Genomic DNA, 25,032 nt, shown 5'->3' on the forward strand with positions numbered 1-25,032 from the left:
CGAACCGCCGGTGGGCGGACGGGTCGCATACCGCGCCCGACGGGCCGGCGGCGCGGGAGGTACCCGCGTGCGCCGGCCCGCGTGCGCCGTCTGTGGCGGTCAGCCGCTGGCCATCCCGGCGCCCACCTCGTCGATGGCGTCGTCGATCGAGTGGGCGAGGTCCACGTCGAGCGCGGTCACCCCGTCGGCCTGGTTGGTGCGCACGGTCAGCACGGCGGCCGTGCCGCCCGGTCGCCCGATGCTCGGGCCACGCCCGGTCTCCTCGCGCAGCCGGTCCAGCCGGGCGAGCACCCGGTCCAGGTTGTCCGGCGGCAGCGCGATCACGCGATACAGGCCGGTACTGTCACCGGCCCAGTACGGCAGGTCGTCCAGCGCCGCCCGGAGCTGGGCCTCGTCCAGCGTGGGTGTGGTGGTGGAGGCGCCCACGATGCCGCCGCCGGCCGCTGGCGGGTTCAGCAGCTCCCGCAGGCCGTCGGGGACGTGCAGGGACTCGACCAGGTCGCCGTCCTGGTCGGCGAGCGCGGCGAGCGTCGCCTCGGCCTGGTAGCGGGCCTGCTCCGGCGAATTTCCGCTGATCCGGCCCACCTCGGCCAGGAAGCCGGGCAGGTCCCGGTGCCGCTTGATGCCGTCCACGGGCAGGACGTCGTGCAGCGAGTTCGGCACGGCGGCGAGCAGCCGTTGCCGCTCCGCCGCGTCCAGCGCGAAGGCCAGCACCAGCACCGTCGCCTCGGCGCCCACCTTGGCCGTCGAGAAGTCGACGCCGGAGCGGCGTCGGACGTCGTCGACCAGGTCGTGGTAGCCGACGCTGTTCACCCCGGCCGCGCCGCCGGGTGGCGGCTGCGGGCGCGGATTGTCCGCGTTGCCCCTCGACGGCGGGGCCGGTCCACCACGCGTGGTGTCCGGCTTGTGCCGTCCGGCCGGCGCTGGGCCGGTCCGCTTGCCCTGGTCCAGGCTGGTGAGCTGCTTGGAGGCGCTCAGGCTCGCGCCGAACTGACTGGGCTGGCTGCCCTGTTCGCGGGCCTGCCGGGCCAGCGCCCGGCGGCGCTGGTTGTCGCCCTCCATCTGCTTGCGCATGGTGACGCCCCTTCCGCTGGGGATCGATCCTGCGCCCGTCGCGTTCCCGCCGCCCCGGAGCCGAAACGGACGCCGCCGGCCGGGTAGGGCTGAGCGTCGATGAGGCTTCATCCGGCCGGGGTGAGGGGTGCTCACCCGTGCGGCCGGCAGGATCGGGGCAGGACCACAGTTCTTCCGAGGTACGCGGAAGGAAGGTCGTCATGAAACGGATCGTCGAGATCGTTCCCGCTCGACCTGGCTGGTACGCCCGGTGGCAACTCGCGCCCGACGCCACCCGGTGCTACCCGGTGAGCCTGTGGGCGTTGCTGGAGGAGGCCGACGGAACCGGCCGGGAAGTGGTCGGAATGGACTGCATCGGCCAGTGGCCGGGTGCGGACGACAACGAGGCCGATGGGGAGTTTGTCCGCTACCTGTACCAGACGCCCGACTCGGGGGAACCCGACGACATCGAACCTCCGTCGGCCATCGAACTGCGCGACGCCGGCCCCCGGCTCCAGCCGATGACCGCGCCCTAGACATTTCTCCGGCCCCCGACCCCAGGTCCCAGGGTCGGGGGCCACCCCCCTTTCTCGGGGATGGTGACCCGTTTCAGGGATGGCGACCCGGCGGTGGGTGGGTGCGGCCGTCAGCCCAGGGCGCGCAGATTGGCGCCGTCGACGGCGACGGTGTTCTCCACGGCCAGCAGCTCGGTGAGCCCGGTGCGGTCCAGCATCTGCTGGAGTCGGGCGCTGACCCCGGTCAGCCGGATCGCCCCGACGCCCCGGCGCACCACCAGCAGGGCGCTGAGGCCCGACGAGTCGCAGAGGCCGACCCCGGCCAGGTCGATCGTCACGTGCTGCTCGCCGTGCAGCTCAGCCGCGGCGGCGACCAACTCCGGAGCGGTGTCGTAGTCCAGCTCGCCGGTCAGCCGCAGCCGGACGTGACCGGCTGCGAGCCGGGTCACCTCGATGGTCAACAGCTGGTGGGACATTCCACCATTTCCCAGTCCAGCGGCGGAACGCAAACCGCAGGGCCGCGAGCCGCCGGGTCACGCGCTGGCGGCGGACTGCTGCGAGCCGGGGCCGACCGTACTGGTCGCCGGCAGCGGCCGGTCGAGCAGCGCCGCCACCCCGGTGATGTCCAGGATCGTCGCCAGGAAGCGGGGGACCGCCCGCAGTCGCAGCGTCGTTCCGACCTCCTGGCCCTCCCGCCACGCGTGCACGATCACGCCGAGACCGCTGCTGTCGATGAAGACCAGGTCGGCGAAATCCAGCACGATGCCGCGCGGCGCCTCGGCGAGGACCCGGTCGACCTCGGCGCGCAGCGGCGCCGCGGTCAGGTACGCCAGGTCGCCGCCCACGCGGATCAGGGGCATGTCGGGATCGGACCGATCGACGGACATGCTCAGCTGGTTCGCTTCGGGGCCCCGCCCGTCCGATGGCACGATCACGCCTTTCCGCACACGGCGGTTCCAGCCGGTGCGAAGGGATCGTAACAACCGTCGGGCGGGTCCGCCCGGTACGCGACCGAGGGCCCGCGACCTGCCGTGGGATGCCGGTCGCGGCCGACCGGCGTAGGGTGGCCGGAGAGATTCGACCACAGAGGCCGGTTCCGGTGCGGGTTCGGGTGGACGACAAGGAGTGAGGCTCAGCTGGTGACTGCTTCCGACGTCAGGGACACCGACGACGGACGGATCTCCACGCCGAGCACCACACGGACCACGGCGTGGTCCGCCGACGCGCCGTCCTGGCCGAGCACCGCGCTGCCGCCGCTGGCCCCCGACCGTGATCGGGCCGCGCCCGGCTGGTCCGAGGTCGTCGAGCACTTCCGCGAGGGCCTTGTGGTCTGCGACGCCGACGGCGTCGTCCGACACGTCAGCCCGGTGGCCGAGCGGTTGCTGCCCGAGGTGGTCCCCGGTGTTTCGCTGGCCGCGTCCGGCGTTCCGGGTCTGGGCGAGGAAAGCCCCGGAGGCTTCACCCACCTCGGTCGTCGGCTCACCGCCCGCCAGGTGCCCCTCTCCGCCGGTCGATGCTGCTGGTACGTGGAGGACGTCACCGAGAGCGTCAGCCGTGCCGACGCGCTGCTCGCCGAGCGGGCCCGCTCGGCGTTCCTGGCCGTGGTGGGCGACAAGCTGGGCAACCCGCTGCACCCGGACCGGGCCGCCGCGGCGGTCGTCCGCCTCGCCGTGCCGACCCTCGCCGAGGTGGCCGTGCTGGTGCTGGCGCCGCGCGTGGGGCGGGCCCGGTGGTGGCGGGCCTCCCGGGCCGCCGACGAGACGCCGACGATCGACAGCGGCGTGCTCGTTGGCCCCGCCCTGCCGGCCGCGATCGCCGAAGGACTGACCGGGGTCGAGCCGCACACTCTCGACTGGCTGGTGGAGCAGGCGGTCGACGCCGGCTGGCTGCCCGGCCTCACGAGTGCCGACAGCCTTGCCCGGGTCGTGCCGTTGCCCGGCCGGGACGCCCCCGTCGGGGTGCTGCTGGTCGCCCGCCGCTCCAGCCGGTGGTACGACGAGGACGACGTCGGGTTGATTCGTGCCTTCGCGGCCCGGGCCGGCGCGGCGCTGACCACCGCTCTGCTCTACCGCGACCAGGCCGAGGTCGCCGACACCCTGCAGGCCAGCCTGTTGCCGGTCGAGCCGACCGAGACCGCCGGTGTGCAGTGGGGCACCGCGTACCGCCCGGCCCAGGCGGGGCTGCGGATCGGCGGCGACTTCTACGGTTCGCACCGGCTCGCCGACGGCGGTTGCGTGTTCTTCCTCGGCGACGTCTCCGGCAAGGGCGTCGAGGCGGCGGTCTTCACCGGCCAGCTCCGCCAGTGCCTCCAGGCGCTGCACCGGGTGGAGTCGCACCCCGGGCGGCTGCTGCGACTGCTCAACGACGCGCTGCTGGAGACGACCCAGGCGCACGGCCAGGGCCGCTTCGCCACCATCGTGCTCGGCGTGGCCCGTCCGCAGCGCGACGGCGGCGTCACCCTCACGATGGCCGGGGGCGGGCACCTGCCGCCGCTGGTGCTGCGTACGTCGGGCGAGGTCGAGTCGGTGCCGCTGCGCGGCATGCTGATCGGGGTGGTGCCCGACCCGCGCGTCGGTGAGGTGACCGTGCGGCTGGCGCCGGGCGAGACCTGCCTGCTCTACAGCGACGGCGTGACCGAGGCCCGCGGGGGCCGCCGCGGCGACGAGCAGTTCGGCGCGGAGCGGTTGCTCACGGCCCTGACCGGTTGCCAGCGGATGCCGGCGCCGGCCCTGGCCGAACGCGTCGAGCAGGTCACCTGTGACTGGCTGGGGCACGGCGACCACGACGACATCGCGGTGCTGGCGTTGCGCGCGGTCAGCCCGGGCGGGCGAGGCGCGCGGCACCTGCACGCGGTGCCCACGTCGACGAGCGCCGACGAGCAGAGGGAGAGCCCCGCGTGACCGCCCCCGCCACGACCACAAGCCTGGCCGACGCCTACCCCGGCTACCTGGCCTGCCTCGCCGACGCCGACGAGTACGCCGCGATCGACGTGGCGCTCGGTCTGCTCGACGCGGGCGTACCGCCGGAGCGGGTGCTGCTCGACGTGGTCGCGCCGGCCCAGGCCGAGGTGGGTGAGCGGTGGGCTCGCAACGAGTGGAGCGTGGCCCAGGAGCACGCGGCGACCCACATCAGCGAGCGGGTGGTGGCCGCGGTGGCGACGCACGCCAACCCGCGTCCGACCGGCGGGCGGATCGTGGTGGCCTGTATGGACGGCGAGTGGCACGCGCTGCCGCCCCGGCTGGTGGCCGAGGTGCTGCGGCTGCGCGGTTGGCAGGTGACCTTCCTGGGCGCCAGCGTGCCGGCGGCGCACCTGGTGTCGTACCTGCACCGGCACGACGCGCAGGCGGTCGCGTTGGCCTGCGCGCTGCCGATGCGGCTGCCGCACGCCCACCGGATGATCGAGGCGTGTCGGCGTTCGGACGTGCCGGTCGTGGTCGGGGGGCGTGGCTTCGGCGCGGACGGCCGGTGGGCGGCCCGGCCCGGCGCGGCCTGGGCGCCGGACGCGCCGGCGGCGGCGGAGTTGATCGCCGACGAGCGGGCGGTGCGGCGGGTGCCGGCGGCGCAGCTCGGGCACCTGGCCGACGACGAGTACGCGAGTCTCGTCCGCCGCAGGGGTGAGCTGATCGACAGCGCGCTTACCGACCTGCGCGAACGGGTGCCGGCGACCCGCGGGTACACGGCCGCCCAGCTCGACTCGACGGTGAGCGACCTGGGGCACATCCTGGACTCGCTGGCCGCCTCGCTCTACGTCGACGACGCCTCGCTGTTCACCGAGTTCGTCAAGTGGCTGGTGGAGATCCTGACGAGTCGGGGTGTGCCGGCCAGCGCGGTCGCCCTGACCCTGGCGCACTACGCCGCCGTGCTGCGCGACTTTCCCCGCGCGTCGCACGCGCTGGCGCGCAGTCGTGCCGGGTTGGTCTCCGCGTCCCGTTCCGCGGGCTGAGGACCACCCCCGGACGATCACCACGCGCTGCGGACCGTCGTACCCCCCCTGCGTATACTTGCCGGACTGCAAACGTCCCACCCAACCGGTGGAGCGAGGGGGAGAACGGTGACGTTCAGCGTCAGCCACGCCGAGCGCGACGGCGGTGCGGCCTGCCTGCGGCTCGCCGGTGAGCTGGACCTGAGCACCGCCGGCGAGCTGGCCGCCGCCATCGACAAGCTCACCGCGGCCGGCGAGCGGCGGGTGCTGCTCGACCTCACCGACCTGATCTTCTGCGACTCCACCGGGATGGCCGTGTTCGTCCGGGGCGACAACCAGGTCACCGCCGACGGGGGCTGGTTGCGGATCACGGGCGCCACCGGGCGCGTCGAGCGTGTGTTGCGGGTCACCGGTCTGGCCGACGTGCTGCGATACCTTCCGGACACGGCGGACCCGACGTCCAAGAGCGCCTCCTGATGGGCTAGATTTCCCCGCCAGCACGGTGACCGTTCCGGTCTCCTTTCTCCGCCGACCCGAGGCAGGTAGTGATGGGCGACAGCCCGCAGCCGGTACGCATCCTGGTGGTCGACGACGATCCGGGCGACGTGCTGATGATCGAGGAGGCGTTGGCCGACTCCGACGTCGAGAAGATCATTGACGTGGTCAGCGACGGCGAGGAGGCGATGGAGTTCCTGCGCGCCGAGGGCCGGCACGTGCAGGCTCGCCGACCGGACGTCATCCTGCTGGACCTGAACATGCCGCGGATGGACGGGCGTCAGGTGCTCGGCGCGGTCAAGCAGGACGAGGATCTGCGGACGATCCCGATCGTGGTGCTGACCACCTCGAACGCCGACACCGACATCGTCGGCAGCTACACGTTGCAGGCCAACGCGTACGTCACCAAGCCGATCGACCTCGATGACTTCAACGACGTGGTGCGCCGCATCGACGAGTTCTTCGGCCGCGTGGTCGTGCTGCCCAAGCGCCCCTGATCCGCCCGGCGCGGTCGGTCGGCATTGTCCCCGCCGCCGGCCCGACGTGGCCCGTCGCCGCGCCGCGCCCGCCGGACGCGCGCCCATGCTGAACAATTTTCCCGAACTGCCTCGGTCGCTGTCGCCGCGTCCGAGGATCCAGGTGGGGAAGTAACAGCGGCTGCCTGGGGGCGACAGTATGAGGTTCTCCGTCGTGAAGACCGGCTACGACCAGAGGCAGGTGGATTCCTGCCTGGATGAGCTGGGGATCCGGTTGTCCCGACTCGCGGCGCGGGCGGAGGGCGCCGCCGGGGCGACCCGCGAGTGGGACGAGATCCGCCAGGAGGCGACCTGGCTCAGCGGGCTGCTCCAACGCCTCGACCTGGGCGACGCCGGGACGACCCGCCAGGCCGGCGACGCGGTGCGGCGGGAGGCGGCCGAGATCCTGGCGCAGGCCCGCAACGAGCTGGACGAGGCCCGCGAGGAGGCCCGTCGCGTCCGCGAGCAGGCGTACGCGGACGCCGTGCAGGCCCGGCGGGACTTCGAGGAGGCGTTGCACGCGCGGCGACGCCGGGCGGCGCTGGTCGACGAGATCCTCACCCGCGTGACCGTCGAGCCGGTGCCGGCCGACACGCCCACGGCCGCGGCCGGAACGGGTGTACCGGCGACCCGGGTGGCGGCCGGCGGCCGGGACGCGGGCGCCCAGCCGCCCAGCCGCCCAGCGGGCGTACGGCCCGCTGAGCGCAGGCTCAGACGGTGAGCGCCGCCGCCACGGTGCTCGCGCGCTCCTCGTGCTGGGCGTACGCGTCGGGGAAGGCGGAGATCTGCACGGCCTGGGCGGCGGCGGTGACGCTCATGTCCTCCCAGCCGGGGATCTCGGCCAGCGCCGTGTAGAAGGCCCGGGCGGCGTACGACGGGCGCATCAGCTCGGCCACCGTGCCCCAGCCGCTGCTGGGCCGCTGCTGGAACAGTCCGACCGAGTCGTGGTCGGCGCCGCTGCCCTGGTGCGGGTACTGCGTCGACTCCGGCAGCACGTCGCTGGCCAGGTTGTAGAGGTTGCTCTCCTGCATCGCGGTGGCCAGCGCCACCACCAGGGCGCGGCGCGGCATCTTCAGCTCCAGGCCGACGTCCACGATGATCTTGGCGTTGTCCATCTGGGTCTGGTCGAGCCCGGCGACCGGGCGCGGCCGGGGGGGCTTTACCGGCTTCTTGGGCGCCTTGCGGGTGGGGGTGGGGCTGGCGGTCGGCGACGCCGTGGGGGTCGTGGGGAGGACCCGGGCGGGGGCGGCGTCGCGGTCCAGCGACCGGGAGGCGCGCTCGTCCGCGATGGCGGCGCGGTCGGCCAGCGCGTCGGCCATCGGTCGTACGGGCTGCGGCGCGTCCTCGGCGCCACGGGCGGCGGCGAACGCGCCCAGGCCGAGGCAGCAGGTGACGCCGGTGGCCAGGGCGACCCGGATGGGGGTGGAGCCCAGCCGGGCGCGGCGCGGCGGGTCGGGGACCCGGTGACGGCCGATCGTCCGTTCGGTTGATGCGGCGTCGCCCGAACGGGTGGTCGGGAGCGCGTCGGTCAGCTTCTGGGCGGCGGGGTCGACGGGATGCACCCGCCGAGGCTAGATAGTCGACCGCCCGCTGCCATCGGCCCGTACGGTGGCATGCGCCACAATTTGCCCGGATCATGGCTGTCATATCGGGCGGAAGGCCGGTCGAACCCATGAAACCTCGCCGATCAGGCAAGCCGGGTATTCCCGATTGGAACGGCGAACCCGGTCATCGCTGCGGTCTCCGGCGCCGCCTTCGGCCGCTCCCCGGCGCTCCTCCCTTCGGAGGATGCCTGCTCCACCGAACGGTGGGGGCCCACGGTGGTCGTCCGGCGGAGGCGGCATCCGAAAAGCCGCGAACCGGCCCGGGATCAGTGCCGGCCGTTCTCCGCCGGGGTCACGGTCAGTCGGTGCCGCGTGTTGTCGCCGCTGGAGAACGGCCAGAGCCGGTCGGCGTACTCGACCAGATCGGCCAACTGGGCGCGGCTCAGGCCGGCGGAGGAGATCGAGGCGTGCACGTCCGCCCGGTACCGGCCGTCGTCGTCGCGGCCCAGCTTCGCCTCGGCGCGTACCTGGACCGTGTGCGCCTCGTTCGTGATCTCCCCGGCCGCCTCCACCGCCGCGTGGTGCAGGCAGGACGCGAAGGCCGCGGCCAACAACTGCTCCGGTCTCAGGCCGGTGCAGTGCGCCGCCAGCGGCGACGCCAGCGGCGTGGAGAGCCCACCGTCGTCGGTGCGTACGTGGCCGCCCTCGGCCGTCGCGGTGGCCTCGTGCAGCCAGGAACTGGGGCTCGGCATCGCGTTCCTCCCGTCGCTCCCCGCCCGGCTACCCGGCCGCGAGCGGGCGAAACGCGGGGCCACCCCGGGTTCAGGGCCCGTCGACCATCGACAGGGCCTCGGTGGCCTCCGCGGCGGCCCGCTCGTTCCACGGCGACGTCGCCGCAGGTCGGCGTGGCGTGGGGATCATCATCGGCACGTACACCCGGGCGTCCACGGCCTCGGCCAGCAGCAGCGCGGCGACCAGGCTTGTCGGACGCTGCGCCGGGTCGTCGGCCAGGCAGGAGCGGCACAGCTCGGACACCTCCGGCGGCAGCCCGTCGATCTCGGGCAGCGGCTCCGGAGGTTGGGTCCGACGCTCGGTCAGCAGCTCGGCCGCGTTGCTCGCCCGGTAGGGCAGCCGACTGGTCAGGCAGTAGTAGAGCAGCACGCCGAGGGCGTACATGTCGGCCGCCGGGGTGGCCGGCGTGCCGTCGAGCTGCTCGGGCGCCAGGTACGCCGGGGTGCCGAACACCATGCCGTCCGGTATCGGGTCTGCGACCCCGGCCGGGGTGGCGATGCCGAAGTCCAGGACCTTCACCCCGACCGGGGTGAGCATGACGTTGGCCGGCTTCACGTCGCGGTGGACGATGCCGCTCGCGTGGGCGGCGGACAGCGCGGCGGCGACCTCGGCGCAGACCCGTACCGAGATGCGCCAGTCCAGTGGACCGGCCCGCAGGTGCGCGGCGAGCGTCTCGCCCTCGGCCAGCTCCATCACGATGTAGGGCGCCCGACGGCCGGGGAGCGTCGAGGAGGTGCCGAAGTCGTGCACGCTCGCGACGTTCGGGTGCACGAGCCGCGCCGCGGAGCGGGCCTCCGTGCGGATGCGGTCCACCGTGTCGTGCAGATCCTCCGGGCCGGGCGAGATGAGCTTCACCGCGACCGGCCGGTCCAGCACCCGGTCGTGGGCTCGCCACACCTCGGACATCCCGCCCACGCCGATACGCTGTTCGAGCTGATACCGCCCATCCAGCGTGCGCATCGACCACTCCTCGCCCTCGCCCGCCGACGGCGGGTGCCTCCGAACGCGGTACCCGGGGTCCGAGCTGGGCAAACCGTGCGGTGATCGGGCTTGGCCGATCCCGGCGTACACCGGCGCGGGCCGGTGGCGGGTGCGGTAGCTTGCGAGCCAGGGCTGGGCGCACCGAGCGTGCCGGCACGGTCACCGGGGAGACACCGCGATGAGCGAGGTCACCGTACGCTTCGTCGGCGGTCCCGCGGACGGCCTGGTCCGCGAGGTGCCGGCCGGGCCGGACGGGGCCCCGCCGTCGCGTTGGATCATGCGGCACCCGGACGGCACCGGCCCGACGCAACCCGGTCCCGACCACCTCTACGAACGCGACCAGCCGGACGGCCTGGGCGGGTGGAGCATGCGGTTCGTGCGGACCGACGCGTACGGGGTGTCCGAGTGAGCACGGGCGAGGGCTGAACGGTGGTCCGGCGGCCCGGCCGCACAGCTGGCACACAGGTGGGGCAGAGGCGCGACACAGCGGACACGCCCACGATGGGGGACATGGTCATCCAGGGGCAGACCGTGCCGGGCCGGATCGAGTTGCGCCGTCCCGACGGCGAACCGGTCCGGGTGCTGGTGGTCGACGACGAGGCGACACTGGCCGACCTGCTGTCGATGGCGCTGCGCTACGAGGGCTGGCAGGTGCGCAGCGCCGGCAACGGCATGGCGGCGCTGAGCGCCGCGCGGCAGTTTCAGCCGGACGCCGTCGTGCTCGACGTCATGCTGCCCGACCTGGACGGCTTCCAGGTGCTGCGCCGGCTGCGCGAGCACGCCCCGACCGTGCCGGTGCTGTTCCTGACCGCCCGCGACGCGGTCGAGGAACGCATCGCCGGGCTGACCGTGGGCGGCGACGACTACGTGACCAAGCCGTTCAGCCTGGAGGAGGTGATCGCCCGGCTGCGCGCGCTGCTGCGCCGCTCCGGCTTCGCGGTCGCCGCCCAGGAGGAGGCGGTGCTGACCGTCGGCGACCTCAGCCTCGACGAGGACAGCCACGAGGTCCGCCGCGCCGGCCAGCTCATCACGCTGACCGCGACCGAGTTCGAGCTGCTGCGCTACCTGATGCGCAACCCGCGCCGGGTGCTCAGCAAGGCGCAGATCCTCGACCGGGTGTGGAACTACGACTTCGGCGGCCAGGCCAACGTGGTGGAGCTGTACATCTCGTACCTGCGCAAGAAGATCGACGCCGGCCGGCCGCCGATGATCCACACGCTGCGCGGCGCGGGCTATGTCCTCAAACCCGCCGACTGACGTACGGCCGCGCCGTCGGCCGCTGCGCACCGCCCGGCGGTGGCTGGCCGGCCGGTCGCTGCGGGCCCGGCTGGTGTTCGCCCTGGTGGCACTGCTCGCCCTGGTCAGCGTCGCGATCGGCGGACTCACCACGGTCGCCCTGCGGCACTTCCTGGTCGGCCAGGTCGACAATCAGTTGACGATGGGGGACCGGCCGCGCGCCGACGTGCCGCCGTGGTTCCGCCAGGGCGGCGACCCCGGGTGGCCCGCCACGCCTCCGGGCGCCGTCGGCCCGCCCCCGCCGGAGCCTCCGCGTGGCTTCCCGCCGGGCTCGCTGGCCGTACGCCTCGCCGACGGCGTCACCACGGCGACGAGGAGCACCGAGAGCGGCAGCCTCGCCGACGTCCCCGCCGCGGACGCCGCGCGGCTGGTCGCGCTGCCCACCGACGGTCGGCCGCGCACGGTCACCCTCGGCGAGGGCGACGTCCGGGCGGTGGCGCGGCAGCTACCCAGCGGGGACGTGCTGGCCGTGGCGATCCCGCTCAGCGGCGTACAGGACACCGTCTGGGCGCTGGTCGCCGCGCAGGCCGGGGTGGCCGCCGTCGGGCTGCTCCTCGCCGGTGCGGCAGGCGCGCTGATCGTGCGCGCCACGCTGCGACCGCTGAACCGGGTGGCCGCCACCGCCACCCGGGTCACCGAGCTGCCGCTGGACCGGGGCGAGGTCGCGCTCGCCGTCCGGGTGCCGGCCGGGGACACCGACCCGCGGACCGAGGTCGGCCAGGTCGGCGCGGCGCTCAACCGGATGCTCGGCCACGTCGCCGACGCGCTGTCCGCGCGACAGGCCAGCGAGACCCGCGTACGCCAGTTCGTCGCCGACGCCAGCCACGAGCTGCGCACTCCCCTCGCGGCGATCCGGGGGTACGCCGAGGTGGCCCGGCGCGGCCGTGACGAGGTGCCCGCCGACGTGGCGCACGCGCTGCGCCGCGTCGAGTCGGAGAGCACCCGGATGACCAGTCTCGTCGACGACCTGCTGCTGCTGGCCCGGCTCGACACCGGCCGGCCGCTCGCCGTGGACCCGGTCGACCTGTCCGCACTCGTGGTGGACGCGGTCAGCGACGCGCACGTGGCCGGCCCCGAGCACCGCTGGCAGCTCGACCTGCCCGAGGTGGTCATCCGGGTGCCCGGCGACGCCGCCCGCCTGCACCAGGTGGTGGCGAACCTGCTGGCCAACGCCCGCGTGCACACCCCGCCGGGAACGACGGTCACCACCACGCTGGCCGTCGAGGCGGACACCGCCGTGCTCACCGTCGCCGACGACGGGCCGGGGGTGCCGGCGGAGCTGCGACCGGAGATGTTCGAGCGGTTCGCCCGGGGCGACAGCTCCCGGTCGCGGGCGCACGGCAGCACCGGCCTCGGCCTGGCGATCGTGGCGGCCGTGGTGGAGGCCCACCACGGCACGGTCACCGTCGACAGCCGGCCGGGGCGGACCGTGTTCGTCGTCCGCCTGCCGAATCCCACAGCTGACACATAGTCGGCGCACGGGGTTCCGCCAGTCCGGCCGCCGAGGCTGGCCGCATGGACAGAACAGACACCCTGCCGACGACGCCCGCCGAACCGGAGGGGCCGCCCCGCACGACCACGCGCCCCGAGGAGCACTCGCCGCCGGCGGGCCGTGCGCCGGCCTGGACCCGGCCCGCGCTGGTGGTCCTGCTCCTGGGCGCCGGCCTGCTGTACCTCTGGGGCCTGGGCGCCTCCGGCTGGGCCAACTCGTTCTACGCGGCCGCCGTGCAGGCCGGCTCGGTGAGCGGGAAGGCGTTCTTCTACGGCTCGTCGGACGCGGCCAACTCGATCACCGTGGACAAGACACCCGCCTCGCTGTGGCTGATGGCCCTGTCGGTGCGCGTCTTCGGGCTCAACAGCTGGGCGATGCTCGTTCCGCAGGCGCTCTGCGGGGTCGCCTCCGTCGGCGTGCTGTACGCGAGCGTCAAGCGCTGGTACGGGCCGGTCGCCGCCCTGATCGCCGGTGCGGTCCTCGCCCTCACCCCGGTGGCGACGCTCATGTTCCGCTTCAACAACCCGGACGCGCTGCTCGTGCTGCTGCTGGTCGGCGGCGCGTACGCCACCGTGCGCGCGCTGGAGACGGCCAGCACCCGGTGGATCGTGCTGGCCGGCGTGCTGGTCGGCTTCGGCTTCCTGACCAAGATGCTCCAGGCGTTCCTGCTGGTGCCGGTGTTCGCCGGCGTCTACCTGCTGGCCGCGCCGACCGGGCTGTGGCGGCGGGTGCGGCAACTGCTGCTGGCCGGTCTCGCGGTGGTGGTGTCCGCCGGTTGGTGGGTGGCCGTCGTCGAACTCGTCCCGGCCAGCGCCCGCCCGTACATCGGCGGTTCGCAGGGCAACAGCATCCTGGAGCTGACCCTCGGCTACAACGGCCTCGGCCGGATCACCGGCGACGAGGTGGGCAGCGTCGGCGGCGGCGGTGCCGGGCGGATGGGCGGTGGCGGTGGCCCGTTCTCCGGGCAGACCGGCCTGCTGCGGATGTTCGACGGCGAGGTCGGCGGTCAGATCTCCTGGCTGCTGCCGGCCGCGCTGATCCTGCTGGTCGCGGGCCTGCTGGTGGCCGGGCGGGCCGCGCGTACCGACCGCACCCGGGCCGGCCTGCTGCTGTGGGGCGGTTGGCTGCTGGTCACCGGTCTGATCTTCAGCTTCATGTCCGGGATCTTCCACGCCTACTACACCGTGGCGCTCGCACCGGCCGTCGGCGCGCTGGTCGGCATCGGCGTCACCCTGCTCTGGCGGCAGCGCCGACCGCGGCCGGCCCCGGTCGCCGGCACGCCTGACGAACCGGTGGTGATGTCCCGATGGCAGCGGTGGCGTCCGCTGGCCGCCACGGCGACGCTCGCCGCCACCCTCGCGGTCACCGTCTGGTGGGCGTGGGTGCTGCTCGGGCGCAGCCCCGACTGGTACCCGTGGCTGCGTACCGCCGTGCTGGTCGCCGGCCTGCTCGGCGCGGCCCTGATCCTGCTGGCCGCCCGACTGCCCCGCTGGCTGGTGCCCGTGGTGCTCGGCGTCGGCGCGGCGGCGGCCCTGGCGGGGCCGGCGGCGTACGCGGCGCAGACCGCCGCAACCCCGCACACCGGCTCGATCCCGAGCGCCGGCCCGGCGGTGGCGGGCGGTTTCGGTCGCGGCGGCTTCCCCGGCGGACGACCGCCCGGCGGCATGGCGTTCCCCGGCGGCGGGCAGTTCCCCGGCGACGGCCGCAACGGCAACCAGAACGGCGGGCAGTTCCCGGGCTTCCCGGGCGGCGGTCAGCTGCCCGGTGCTCCCGGCGGTGCCCAGCTGCCCGGTGCTCCCGGCGGTGCCCAGGTGCCCGGCGCTCCCGGCGGCGCGCAGGTGCCGGGCGCTCCCGGCGGCGCGCAGGTGCCGGGCTTCCCGGGCGGTTTTCCCGGCGGCGGTCAGCTGCCCGGCGCCGGTGGTGGCCGGGAGGGCGGCGGCATGGGCGGTCTGCTCGACGCCCGCGAGCCCAGCGCCGCGCTGCGCGAGCTGCTGGAGCGCGACAGCGACGACTACACCTGGGTGGCGGCCACCATCGGTTCCAACAACGCCTCCGGCTACCAGTTGGCCACCGGTGACCCGGTGATGCCGATCGGCGGGTTCAACGGCAGCGACCCGTCACCGACGCTCGCGCAGTTCCAGCGTCACGTCGCCGAGCACAAGATCCACTATTTCGTGGGTGGCGGCGGCTTCCGGGCCAACGGTGGCAGCTCCGCCGCGCAGGAGATCTCCACCTGGGTCGCGGAGACCTTCACGGCGCAGACCGTGGACGGAGTCACCGTCTACGACCTGAGCACCGGCGCGGACGCGTCGTGACCGCGCTCAGCGGCCCCCGTGCCGCCGTCCAGACCCGATCCACCACCTCGGGCGCGGTGCTGGACGTGGTGATCCCGGTCTACAACGAGGAGACCGACCTCGGGCCGTGCGTACGCCGCTTGCACGCGCATCTCAGCGAGCACTTCCCGTACCCGTTCCAGATCACCGTCGCCGACAACGCCAGCGTGGACGGCACCCTGGCCGTGGCCCAGGCGCTCGCCGCCGAGCTGCCCGGCGTCGGCGTACGGCACCTGGACGCCAAGGGGCGGGGGCGGGCGCTGTCCGCCGCGTGGTCCGCGTCGTCCGCGCCGGTGCTGGCGTACATGGACGTGGACCTGTCCACCGACCTGGCGGCGCTGCTGCCTCTGGTCGCGCCGCTCATCTCCGGCCACTCCGACCTGGCGATCGGCACCCGGCTGGCGCGTACGTCCCGGGTGGTGCGCGGCGCCAAGCGGGAGGTGATCTCCCGGGCCTACAACCTGCTGCTGCGGGGCGCGCTGGCGGCGCGGTTCTCCGACGCGCAGTGCGGGTTCAAGGCCATCCGCGCGGACGTGGCCGCCGGGCTGCTCCCGCACGTACGCGACACCGGCTGGTTCTTCGACACCGAGCTGCTGGTGCTCGCCCAACGGGCCGGGCTGCGCATCCACGAGGTGCCGGTGGACTGGGTCGACGACCCGGACAGCCGCGTCGACATCGTCGCCACCGCCTTGGCCGACCTGCGGGGGATGGGCCGCCTCGGTCGGGCACTGGTGACCGGCGCGCTGCCGCTGGCCGAGCTGCGCGCGCAGCTCGGCCGGGCGCCGCTGGCCGCGCCGCCGGCGCAGGTGCCGGTCGGGCTGCCCCGGCAGCTGACCCGGTTCGCCGCCGTCGGGGTGGCCAGCACGCTGGCGTACCTGCTGCTCTTCGTGGCCACCCGGGGTGCGCTCGGGGCGCAGCCGGCGAACCTGCTGGCCCTGCTGGTGACGGCGGTGGCGAACACGGCCGCGAACCGGCGGCTGACGTTCGGCATCACCGGCAGCCGGCACGCCGGTCGCCACCACGCGCAGGGGCTGCTGGCGTTCGCGCTCGGCCTGGCGCTGACCAGCGGGGCGCTGGCGGTGCTGCACGCTCTCGTCGCCGTGCCCGCCCGGCCGGTGGAGCTGGCCGTCCTGGTGGCCGCGAACCTGGCCGCGACCGTGCTGCGCTTCGTGCTGCTGCGCCTCGGCATGCACCACCGGCGGGGCTGAGACAGCCGCCGGTCAGCCGCCCAGCACGTCCGCGAGGACCTCGACGACGCGTCGCGCGTGGCGCCCGTCGGGGTCCTCGTCGGCGTTCGGGTGTCCAGCGCAGCTTCGCAGCGTACCGACGAGGGCCGCTTCCTGTGGCCGGGCTGGGAGTCCTCCGATGTCGCCGCGACGGCGCAGACGAGCAGCGTACGGTGATGGACAAGTCCGGCTTTCTGGGTTAAAAGCCTCACCGCTGCATCCCCGGGACGCCGGTGTCGAGACGGGCGAGGGGAAGGAGCGGTCGGTGATCCATCTGGCCTACCTGGACGCGGGATCCGGCAGCCTGATCGTGCAGGCCGTCGTCGGCGGGGTGGCCGGCGCCGCGGTCGCCGCCAAGCTCTACTGGCGACGGCTGGTCGACCGGTTCCGTCGGCAGCCCACCGACCAGCGGTAGCGGTCGCCGCGACGATGACGACCTCACCCACCGGGGTACGCCCCGAGCCCGCCTCCTTCCGCGACCCCGCCAACCGGGTGTTCCACGTCGGCGACGAGGTGCTGCGCGGGCTCGACGCCCAGGCCGCCGAGCACTGGCGGACCCTCGCGGCCAGCCCGTTCTTTCCCACGCTCGTCTCGGCGGGCAAGGTCTGCGCCACCGAGGACGCCCCGCCGGCGCTGGTGCCCGCCGCGGCCGGCACCCCGTGGGCGGCGGTGCTGCGCCACGAGCGCATCCCGTTCGTCTCCCACCCGTACGAGTGGTCCTTCGGCATGCTGCGCGACGCCGCACTGCTGCACCTGGAGATCCTGCGTACCGCCCTCGCCAACGGCTTCACCACCAAGGACGGCTCCGCCTACAACCTGCAGTGGCGCGGCGCGAAGCCGGTCTTCATCGACATCGGCTCCTTCGAGCCGCTGCGCGACGGGGAGCCGTGGGCGGGCTACCGGCAGTTCTGCCAGACCGTGCTCTACCCGCTGCTGCTCACCGCCCACCTGGGCGTGGACTTCCAGCCCTGGCTGCGCGCCCAGGTCGACGGCATCGAGGCCGACCAGCTGCGCCCCCTCTTCGGCGGCGCCCGCCGGCTGCGCCCCGGCGTCCTGGCCCACCTGCACCTGCACGGCGCCATGCAGCAACGCAACGCCGACGCCAGCACCAGCGACGTCAAGGCCCAACTGCGCGCCGCCGGCTACTCCCGGGACCTGCAGGCGGCCACCGTACGCGGCATCGAGAAGCTCGTCCGCCGGCTGGAGCACCGTCCGTCGCGCAGCCACTGGTCGGACTACCAGCGCACCTGCGGCTACTCGGCCCGCGACCGGGTCGCCAAGGAGCAGTTCGTGGTCACCGCGGTGGCCGCCGCCGCCCGCCCGCGCCTGGTGCTCGACCTGGGCGCCAACGACGGCCGGTACGCCCGACTGGCCGCCGGGCACGCCGACTACGTGGTCGCCGTCGAGCAGGACCCGGCCGTGGTCGACGAGCTGTACCGGGCGCTGCGCTCCGAGGGCCAGCAACGGATCCTGCCGCTGGTGGTCGACCTGGCCGACCCGTCGCCCGGTGGCGGCTGGCGCGGCGTCGAGCGCGCCGGCTTCGCGCAGCGGGCGTCGGCGGACGTCGTGCTCGCCCTGGCCCTGGTGCACCACCTGGCGATCGGCCGCAACGTGCCGCTGCCGGAGGTCGTCGACTGGCTGGCCGGGCTGAGCGCGCCCGGCGGCACCGTGGTGGTGGAGTTCATCCACCCGGACGACCCGATGGCCACTCGGCTGCTGGCCAACAAGCCCGACGGCCTCTTCCCGGACTACCGGCGCGACACCTTCGAACGGCTCCTCGCGGCCCGGGGCCGGATCACCGACCGACTGGAACTGCCCTCGGGCACCCGCACGCTCTACCGGGCGGTGATGGGTGGCTGAACCGGCGGTCGCCGACCCGCCGGGACCCGTCGCCGGCCCGCCGACGCCCGGCCGCTGGGACCGGGGCTGGCGCGGCGAGCTGGGCCGGCTGCTGGAGATCGTGGCGCTGGTCGGGCTGGTCGTCACCCAGCCGCTGCTGGACATACTCGGCCGCAGCCCCGACTTCTTCCTCTTCCACCGCGCCGACCCCGGCCAGATCCTGCTGCTGGTCGCCCTGGTGGCCCTCGCGCCCACCGTGCCCGTGGCGCTGCTCGGCGCACTGAGCCGACTGGCCGGCCGCACCGCCCGCGCGCTCACCCACACGACGCTGGTCGGGCTGCTGCTCGCCGCCCTCGCCGTGCAGGTGGGCCGGCACACGACGCCGCTTCGGGGCGTACCCCTGCTGGTGCTTGCCGGTCTGGCCGGTCTGGGCGGCGCGGCCGCGCACCGGCGGTGGCGGTCGCCGGGCAAGGCGATGCGACTGGCCGCCGCCGGGCCGGTGGCCTTCGTGGCGCTGTTCCTGTTCGTCTCGCCCACCTCGGCGGTCGTGCTGCCACGCGGCGACGGCGGCGCGGTCGGCACCGCGCAGGGCGTGGCCGTGCACCCGCCGGTGGTCATGCTGATCCTCGACGAGCTGCCGCTGGTCAGCCTGCTCGGCGGCGACGGCCGGATCGACGCGGCGCGGTTCCCGCACTTCGCCGAGCTGGCCGAAGGCTCGACCTGGTACCGCAACGCCACCGGTGTCAGCGGCTGGACGCCGAACGCGCTGCCGGCGATGCTCACCGGCCGCTACCCGGCGCGGGCGGTCGCGCCGCACTACTCGCAGTACCCGGACAACCTCTTCACCGCCTTCGGCGGCCTGTACGACATCCAGGCCCAGGAGAGCATCACCCGGCTCTGCCCACCCAGCCGGTGCGAGCAGCCCGTCACCCCCGAACAGGGCCTCGGTGTGCTGGTCCGGGAGACCGGCAAGCTGCTCGGCCAGGTCGCCGGGCCGACGAACACCCGCGTCGACCCGGAGGACTCCTACCGGGAGCAGACCCGCGTCGAGGCCGGCCTGGACGCCGCCGAGCCGGTCCCGGCCGACCCGAAGTTCCGCTGGGACAGCCTCGACGACAACCAGCCGGCCCGGTTCACCAGCTTCCTGGCTGGGCTGAAGCCGCAACCCCGACCCGCCCTGCACTTCCTGCACCTGCTGATGCCGCACTCCCCGTGGGCGTACCTGCCGTCTGGCGTCCGCTACGACGCCCCGGAGGACCTGCCCAACGACGGCACGGGCTGGGTCGAGCTGGCCCGCCAGCGTCACCTCGCCCAACTCGGCTACACCGACCGGCTGATCGGGGAGACCCTGCGGACGCTGCGCGCCAGCGGCCTCTACGACCAGGCCCTCGTCGTCGTCACCGCCGACCACGGGGTGAGCTTCCATCCGGGCGCGCAGGGCCGGGGCATGGACGCCATCAAGGCCGCCGCCGGTGAGGTCGCCTGGGTGCCCATGTTCGTCAAGGAGCCCGGGCAGCAGACCGGCCGGGTGGACGACCGCAACTGGGAACACGTCGACCTGCTGCCCACCGTCGCCGATGAAGCCGGCATCCGCCTGCCCTGGCACGTCGACGGCCGCTCCGCCCGGCAGGCTCCCCGCGCCGACGTCACGAAACACTTCTACGACACCCCCGGGGAGGCGGTCACCTTCCCCGGCGGCGTGCCCACCGCGCCGCCGCTGCCGACACCGCACCCCCTGGTGGGCACCGAGGTCCGCGCCGGCCCGACCGGAGGCAGCGCCCAGGTCGCCGACCTGGCCGCCTTCCGGGCGACCGACCCGGACACCGGCACCCTCCCGGCGCTGGTCTGGGGTGACGTGCCGGACGCGATACCGGACGGCACGTTGCTGGCCGTCGCCGTCAACGGCCGGATCGGCGCGGTGGTCCCGGTGGTGCCGGCCGACCCGGGCGGCCGCCGCTTCGCCGCGCTGCTCACCGACGACCGGCTGTTCCGCGCCGGGACGAATCAGCTCGACGTCTACCAGGTCGCGGCGGACGGTACGCTACGGCGCCTCACGTTGTCCTGATCTCCTGTCCTCCGCTGGCGGGAGGGCGGGTTTCCCGGCTGCTCAGTCGGGAATCGGGTGACGCATACCTCACCGCCGAACCACGGCGGGCAGTGTCCCCCGAGCCGCAATTACGGTAGAAGCGAAGGCAATTCAACGTAGATCTGCCGGCGAAGCGAGGAACCACATGACGGAAGTCAAGCTCGATCACCCCGGCGGGCAGCTGTCGATGCCGGTACATCCCGCGGTCGAGGGCCCCGCTGGCATCGGGGTGAGCAAGCTGCTGAAGGAAACCGGGATGACGACGTACGACCCCGGTTTCGTCAACACCGCAGCGGCCTCATCCGCGATCACCTACATCGATGGCGACGCGGGGATCCTGCGTTACCGGGGATACCCGATCGAGCAGCTGGCCGAGAAGTCCTCCTTCCTGGAGGTCTCGTACCTGCTCATCTACGGTGAGCTGCCCACCGAGCAGCAGCTGACCGAGTTCACCGAGTGGATCCGGCGGCACTCGCTGCTGCACGAGGAGATGCGCCGCTTCTTCGACGGCTTCCCCCGCGACGCGCACCCGATGGCGGTGCTGTCGTCGGCGGTGAGCGCCCTGTCGACCTTCTACCAGGACAGCCTGGACCCGTTCGACTCCGAGCACGTGGAGATCTCCACGGTCCGGCTCATGGCGAAGGTCCCCACCATCGCCTCGTACGCGTACAAGAAGTCCATCGGGCAGCCGCTGCTCTACCCGGACAACTCCCTGGGGTACGTGGACAACCTGCTGCGCATGACCTTCGGCGTACCGGCGGAGCCGTACGTGGTCGACCCGGTGATGTCGAAGGTGCTGGACATGCTCTTCGTCCTGCACGCCGACCACGAGCAGAACTGCTCCACGTCGACCGTCCGGCTGGTCGGCTCCAGCAACGCCAACCTGTTCGCCTCCGTCTCGGCGGGCGTGAACGCGCTGTTCGGCCCGCTGCACGGCGGCGCCAACCAGGCGGTGCTGGAGATGCTCCAGCAGATCCACGCCGGCGACGGCGACGTCCGGTCCTTCGTCCGCAAGGTCAAGGACAAGCAGGACGGCGTCAAGCTCATGGGCTTCGGCCACCGGGTCTACAAGAACTACGACCCGCGGGCGGCGATCGTCAAGAAGGCCGCGCAGGACGTGCTGGGCCGGATGGCCAAGCCGGACCCGCTGCTGGACATTGCCATGGAGCTGGAGGAGATCGCGCTCGCCGACGACTTCTTCGTCTCCCGCCGGCTCTACCCGAACGTGGACTTCTACACCGGCCTGATCTACAAGGCCATGGGCTTCCCCACGAAGATGTTCACGGTGCTGTTCGCGCTCGGCCGGCTGCCCGGCTGGATCGCCCAGTGGCGCGAGATGATCAACGACCCGGAGACCAAGATCGGCCGTCCGCGGCAGGTCTACGTCGGTGCCGCCGAGCGGGACTACCTCCCCTTCGCCGAGCGCTGACCTCCGCTCTCTCGCACCACCCGCACCACCCGCATCACCCGCAGGCCGCCGACCCGATCCGGGCCGGCGGCCTGCGCCGTTCCCACCCGCCCTCTCGCGTGGCGGCCCGGGCGCTTCGGCCGGATCTTCCGGCTCGGCGGTCCGTGGGGCTTCCGTTCACCCTCTCGCTTGTGATCGGGTTCTACTTCCGCCGGACCTCGCGGCTGGTCCGTGAGGCCTCCGCCGGACCTCGCGGCTGGCCCGTGGGGCCTCCGCTGGGCCTCGCGGCTTGGCGGTCCGTGGGCTTCCGCTGGGCCTCGCGGGGCGCTCTGCGGCCCTTCCGCTGGGCCTTCCGGCTTGCGGGCCGGCCGATCTGCCGCGGCCGGTGGCCCTGCGGGCCGTACCCCGAGTCCCTGGTTCGGCCCCTGTCGAGCTGCCCCACTTATGGGGCGGGCCGGGGCGGGCCGAGGCGGGGCGCGGTGTGGCGGGCCCGGGCGGGGCGTGGCGGGCCGGGGCGGGCCGGGGCGGGCCGAGGCGTGGCGGGCCGGGGCGGGCCGAGGCGTGGCGGGCCGGGGCGGGCCGGGGCGGGGCGTGGCGGGCCGGGGCGGGCCGAGGCGGGGCCTGGCGGGCCGGGGCGGGGCGTGGCGGGCCGGGGCGTGGCGGGGGCGTGGTGGGTTTCAAGCGCCCGATCTCCGGCCTGCCCCGCCGACGGATGGCTTCGCGGATTGGTCGGCCTGGACTCACCAATGGTCGGCTCCAGGTCGCCGATATCGCGGTATCAACAGCGCCGGGACACCACCAGGTCGGCGAACTGGAGTCGATCAAGGGGCGGTCCCGGCCCCGGGGCTCCTCAGGTGATGCTGATCCGCGCTTCGGTGACGCTGATCCGCGCTTCGGCGGCGCTGATCCGTGCTTTGGCGATGCTGATCCGCGCTTCTCGCTTCCGGCGGCCCGCCCCATATCTGGGGCAGCTCGACAGGGGACGAACAAGGGACCCAGGGGGCCGGGGGACGGACACCGGGCCCGAGGCGGCGCGGGGTGTGGGGCGCGTCGGACGTTGGGTTCAGAAGGCGGAGATGTCCGGGGCTCGCTCGCTGCGGCTCAGCGCGCCGATCAGCGCGGACTGGCCGTGCCGGCGGACGGCCAGGCGGACCAGCAGGTCGCGTACGGGGTCGAAGACCTCCGCCGGGAACTCCGGCGTGGGCACGCCGACGCTGACCGCGAGGTCGTCGGAGTGCACGACGATCTCCAGTTGACGTGTGAGCAGGAAGTCGGCGCGGCGCAGGGCCCAGCCCTGCCACGGGATCGGCACGACGTCGACGGCGGCTCCCCGCGACAGCAGGTCGCTGACCTTCGCCAGCGCCTCGCCGGAGCGGGCGTGCAGGTCCGCCGGGCCGCGGAGCGCGTCGGCCTCGTCCGAGCCCGCGGCGACCGCGTCGGCGTCCGGAGTGCCCTCGGTGACCCGGGCGGCCCGCTCGTAGTGGCTGTCGGCCGACTCCAGCGTGGGCAGGTCGGCGGGCGTCGGCAGCAGTTCCGCCGCCCGTACGGCCTGCCGCCCGAGGTGGCACGCCAGGGCGCCCACGGACAGGTGCGGCAGGGCGCTCGGGTTCGACCACTGCGTGGACACCTCGGGGCGCCGGATCAGGTCCAGCGCCATGGAGGCGGCGACCGGAAAGGCGGAATCGAGGGCGTCAACAGGACGAGACATCCGCACATTCTGGCAGGCCCGACCGACCTCCGCCGTGATCGACTCGGCCTGGCGGCCGGCGCTGAGCAGCGAAGCCCGGTCACTGCAATGTGATCGACTCGACTTCCAGGAAGTCGCGGTATTCCCGGCACCGGGACACCCCGACTTCAAGGAACCCGAGTCGATCAAGCGCAAGCGGGCCGGAACAGCCCGACCGTCAGCGCAGGCCGGCGGCGGCGAGCAGGTTGCCCTCGGGCAGTGCCGGGAGGGCCCGGCCCTGGGACATGCGCTGCTCGGCGCGTTCGGCCGTGAACGCGGCGTCGTTGGCGATGGCGGCGGCGTAGCTGGCGGCGGTGCGCTGGGCGATGGCCGACCAGCCGTACTGGTCGTGGACCATCCGGCGGGCGCGGCGGGCCATGGCACGGGCCCGCTCGCGGTCGGACAGCAGCGCATCGACGGCGTCGGCGAGCCCGTCCGGGTCGTGCGGGCGGAACGTCATCCCGGTCGCTCCCGGCTCCACGATCTCGGCGAGACCGCCGGTGGCGGCGACGGCCAGGGGCGCTCCGGCGGCGGCGCCCTCCAGGGCCACCATGCCGAACGGCTCGTAGATGCTCGGCACCGCGAAGCAGTCGGACGCCGCCATCAACGCCGGCAGGTCATTGCCGCCCAGGAAGCCCGGCATGGAGACCATGCCGCCCAGGCCGCGGCGGTGCACCTCGGCCTCCAACTCGGCGCGGTACGGACCGTCGCCGGCGATCACCGCGCGCAGCCCGGGGTGCCGCTCGCGCAGCCGGGGGAGGGCGGCGATCAGGTGCTGCACGCCCTTCTCGTACACGAGCCGGCCGGCGAAGGTGACCAGTGGGCCGTCCCCGGCGAACCGGGCCCGCGCCGCGGCCACGTCCCGCGCCGGCACCTTCCAGCGGTGTGACTCGACGCCGTTGGCGACCACGTCGACGCGTCCGGCCGGTACGCCGAACAGCGCGCCCACCTCGTCGCGCATGTAGCCGGAGCAGACGATCACCCGACCGGACTCGCTGCTGAGCCACTGCTCGACGCCGTGGATGGTGCGGTTCATCTCCTCGGGCAGCCAGCCCTGGTGCCGGCCCGCCTCGGTGGCGTGGATGGTGCTGACGAGGGGGAGGTCCAGGTGGTCGCGCAACGTCATCGCGGTGTGGGCGACGAGCCAGTCGTGGGCGTGGATGACGTCGTAGCTGCCGGCCTGGGTGGCGCGTAGGGCGGTGCGGGTGAGGGTGTGGTTGAAGGCCATGGTCCAGGCGAGCAGGGAGCTGGTGGCGAGGGGGAAGGTGACGGGGTCTTCGGGTGCGCGCAGGATGCGGACGCCGTCGGCGTATTCCTCCAGGGGTGCGCCGTCGGCGTGGCGGGTGACGACGGTGACGTCGTGGCCGGCGGCGGCGAGGGCGACGGAGAGGGCGTGCACGTGTCGGCCGAGGCCGCCGACGAGCACCGGCGGGTACTCCCACGACAGCATGAGGATGCGACGGGTCTGCGGCGGCACCCCGGGGCCGGCATGCGCGGGCACGATCGCGCCGGGCTGCGCGGACGGGCCGGGCTGCGCGGGAAGCTGCGGCCGAAAGGTCAGGGTGGGCCGGTGGGCCCGGTCCTTGGTGGCAGCGAGCTGCTCATCGACCCGCAGGGTCGTCACATCAATCTCCGTCCATGCATGGTGGTGCGCGCCGGCGTCAGTGGCGGCGGAGTGAGAGGTGGAAAGGGTGGCCGAGGGCCGAGTGAGGTCGCGCGCGGACGCGTGCCCCCCGACAAGCAAAGGGCATCGGGCCCCGGAACGCACCTTGAAAGCGTCCATGGTGACGGAGGACACCTGAGGGTGTA

At 74.0% G+C, this 25,032-nt stretch carries 23 protein-coding genes; 15 read left to right on the forward strand and 8 right to left on the reverse strand.

The window, feature by feature from the left end:
- Window positions 1–99 precede the first annotated feature (99 nt).
- A complete protein-coding gene (locus ABZT87_RS18855; protein ID WP_355136949.1) occupies window positions 100–1,074 on the reverse strand; it encodes a DUF2267 domain-containing protein in 975 nt (324 codons plus the stop codon).
- Window positions 1,075–1,274: 200 nt separating this feature from the next.
- Between ABZT87_RS18855 and ABZT87_RS18860 the strand changes: the two genes are divergently transcribed.
- Entirely contained in the window at window positions 1,275–1,589 is a 315-nt protein-coding gene (locus ABZT87_RS18860; protein WP_354861679.1) for a hypothetical protein, read from the forward strand.
- A 110-nt stretch (window positions 1,590–1,699) separates the two neighbouring features.
- On the opposite strand, the gene ABZT87_RS18865 is transcribed toward ABZT87_RS18860, so the two are convergent.
- Together ABZT87_RS18865 and ABZT87_RS18870 are read right to left on the reverse strand one after the other, a co-directional pair.
- On the reverse strand, window positions 1,700–2,044 hold the full coding sequence (locus ABZT87_RS18865) for an STAS domain-containing protein (RefSeq protein ID WP_354861678.1): 345 nt from the start codon (window positions 2,042–2,044) through the stop codon (window positions 1,700–1,702).
- A 57-nt stretch (window positions 2,045–2,101) separates the two neighbouring features.
- Window positions 2,102–2,428, reverse strand: a complete 327-nt coding sequence (locus tag ABZT87_RS18870; protein WP_354861676.1) for an STAS domain-containing protein — start codon at window positions 2,426–2,428, stop codon at window positions 2,102–2,104.
- Window positions 2,429–2,707: 279 nt separating this feature from the next.
- Between ABZT87_RS18870 and ABZT87_RS18875 the strand changes: the two genes are divergently transcribed.
- The 5 genes from ABZT87_RS18875 to ABZT87_RS18895 all read left to right on the forward strand — a co-directional run bounded on the left by ABZT87_RS18875 (window position 2,708) and on the right by ABZT87_RS18895 (window position 7,221).
- Window positions 2,708–4,468, forward strand: a complete 1,761-nt coding sequence (locus tag ABZT87_RS18875) for a PP2C family protein-serine/threonine phosphatase (RefSeq protein ID WP_355136951.1) — start codon at window positions 2,708–2,710, stop codon at window positions 4,466–4,468.
- Window positions 4,465–5,511, forward strand: a complete 1,047-nt coding sequence (locus tag ABZT87_RS18880) for a cobalamin-dependent protein (RefSeq protein WP_355136953.1) — start codon at window positions 4,465–4,467, stop codon at window positions 5,509–5,511. The genes ABZT87_RS18875 and ABZT87_RS18880 overlap by 4 nt, the downstream gene beginning before the upstream one ends.
- Before the next feature lie 108 nt (window positions 5,512–5,619).
- Entirely contained in the window at window positions 5,620–5,967 is a 348-nt protein-coding gene (locus tag ABZT87_RS18885) for an STAS domain-containing protein (RefSeq protein WP_354861671.1), read from the forward strand.
- 71 nt (window positions 5,968–6,038) lie between these two features.
- Complete coding sequence (locus ABZT87_RS18890) at window positions 6,039–6,482, forward strand: response regulator (RefSeq protein WP_354861669.1); 444 nt, start codon at window positions 6,039–6,041, stop codon at window positions 6,480–6,482.
- A gap of 178 nt (window positions 6,483–6,660) precedes the next feature.
- On the forward strand, window positions 6,661–7,221 hold the full coding sequence (locus ABZT87_RS18895) for an ATPase (protein WP_355136954.1): 561 nt from the start codon (window positions 6,661–6,663) through the stop codon (window positions 7,219–7,221).
- Here ABZT87_RS18895 and ABZT87_RS18900 read toward each other — a convergent pair.
- From ABZT87_RS18900 to ABZT87_RS18910, 3 genes are all read right to left on the reverse strand, one after another.
- Complete coding sequence (locus tag ABZT87_RS18900) at window positions 7,211–8,062, reverse strand: hypothetical protein (RefSeq protein ID WP_355068999.1); 852 nt, start codon at window positions 8,060–8,062, stop codon at window positions 7,211–7,213. The two genes, ABZT87_RS18895 and ABZT87_RS18900, sit on opposite strands and share 11 nt — an antisense overlap.
- Window positions 8,063–8,370: 308 nt before the next feature.
- Window positions 8,371–8,796 (reverse strand): OsmC family protein, encoded by a 426-nt coding sequence (locus tag ABZT87_RS18905; protein ID WP_266241740.1) that lies wholly within the window; start codon window positions 8,794–8,796, stop codon window positions 8,371–8,373.
- A gap of 70 nt (window positions 8,797–8,866) precedes the next feature.
- Complete coding sequence (locus tag ABZT87_RS18910) at window positions 8,867–9,796, reverse strand: serine/threonine-protein kinase (protein WP_355136956.1); 930 nt, start codon at window positions 9,794–9,796, stop codon at window positions 8,867–8,869.
- 199 nt (window positions 9,797–9,995) lie between these two features.
- Here ABZT87_RS18910 and ABZT87_RS18915 point away from each other — a divergent pair, with 199 nt between their 5' ends.
- From ABZT87_RS18915 to ABZT87_RS18955, 9 genes are all read left to right on the forward strand, one after another.
- Window positions 9,996–10,226 carry a hypothetical protein gene (locus ABZT87_RS18915; RefSeq protein WP_354861663.1) on the forward strand — a complete coding sequence of 77 codons (231 nt, stop codon included), beginning with the start codon at window positions 9,996–9,998 and terminating at the stop codon, window positions 10,224–10,226.
- A gap of 101 nt (window positions 10,227–10,327) precedes the next feature.
- Window positions 10,328–11,074, forward strand: a complete 747-nt coding sequence (locus ABZT87_RS18920; protein ID WP_355068997.1) for a response regulator transcription factor — start codon at window positions 10,328–10,330, stop codon at window positions 11,072–11,074.
- Window positions 11,075–11,117: 43 nt separating this feature from the next.
- Entirely contained in the window at window positions 11,118–12,584 is a 1,467-nt protein-coding gene (locus ABZT87_RS18925) for a HAMP domain-containing sensor histidine kinase (RefSeq protein ID WP_355069019.1), read from the forward strand.
- A 44-nt stretch (window positions 12,585–12,628) separates the two neighbouring features.
- Entirely contained in the window at window positions 12,629–14,920 is a 2,292-nt protein-coding gene (locus ABZT87_RS18930; RefSeq protein ID WP_355136958.1) for a glycosyltransferase family 39 protein, read from the forward strand.
- The gene (locus ABZT87_RS18935) at window positions 14,917–16,146 is read left to right on the forward strand and encodes a glycosyltransferase (protein ID WP_355136960.1); all 1,230 of its coding nucleotides are present in this window, start codon (window positions 14,917–14,919) and stop codon (window positions 16,144–16,146) included. The genes ABZT87_RS18930 and ABZT87_RS18935 overlap by 4 nt, the downstream gene beginning before the upstream one ends.
- 283 nt (window positions 16,147–16,429) lie before the next feature.
- Entirely contained in the window at window positions 16,430–16,579 is a 150-nt protein-coding gene (locus tag ABZT87_RS18940; RefSeq protein ID WP_007459587.1) for a hypothetical protein, read from the forward strand.
- 14 nt (window positions 16,580–16,593) lie between these two features.
- A complete protein-coding gene (locus ABZT87_RS18945) occupies window positions 16,594–18,024 on the forward strand; it encodes a class I SAM-dependent methyltransferase (protein WP_354862870.1) in 1,431 nt (476 codons plus the stop codon).
- Window positions 18,017–20,068, forward strand: a complete 2,052-nt coding sequence (locus ABZT87_RS18950) for a sulfatase-like hydrolase/transferase (RefSeq protein ID WP_354862872.1) — start codon at window positions 18,017–18,019, stop codon at window positions 20,066–20,068. The genes ABZT87_RS18945 and ABZT87_RS18950 overlap by 8 nt, the downstream gene beginning before the upstream one ends.
- A gap of 166 nt (window positions 20,069–20,234) precedes the next feature.
- Entirely contained in the window at window positions 20,235–21,518 is a 1,284-nt protein-coding gene (locus ABZT87_RS18955) for a citrate synthase (protein WP_354862874.1), read from the forward strand.
- A gap of 1,042 nt (window positions 21,519–22,560) precedes the next feature.
- On the opposite strand, the gene ABZT87_RS18960 is transcribed toward ABZT87_RS18955, so the two are convergent.
- Both ABZT87_RS18960 and ABZT87_RS18965 read right to left on the reverse strand, forming a co-directional pair.
- Complete coding sequence (locus ABZT87_RS18960; RefSeq protein WP_355136962.1) at window positions 22,561–23,205, reverse strand: maleylpyruvate isomerase N-terminal domain-containing protein; 645 nt, start codon at window positions 23,203–23,205, stop codon at window positions 22,561–22,563.
- Between the two features lie 196 nt (window positions 23,206–23,401).
- Window positions 23,402–24,847 carry a glycosyltransferase family 4 protein gene (locus tag ABZT87_RS18965; RefSeq protein WP_355136964.1) on the reverse strand — a complete coding sequence of 482 codons (1,446 nt, stop codon included), beginning with the start codon at window positions 24,845–24,847 and terminating at the stop codon, window positions 23,402–23,404.
- Window positions 24,848–25,032 lie beyond the last annotated feature (185 nt).

This window comes from Micromonospora sp. NPDC005237, from assembly GCF_040607775.1.
GTDB lineage: Bacteria > Actinomycetota > Actinomycetes > Mycobacteriales > Micromonosporaceae > Micromonospora.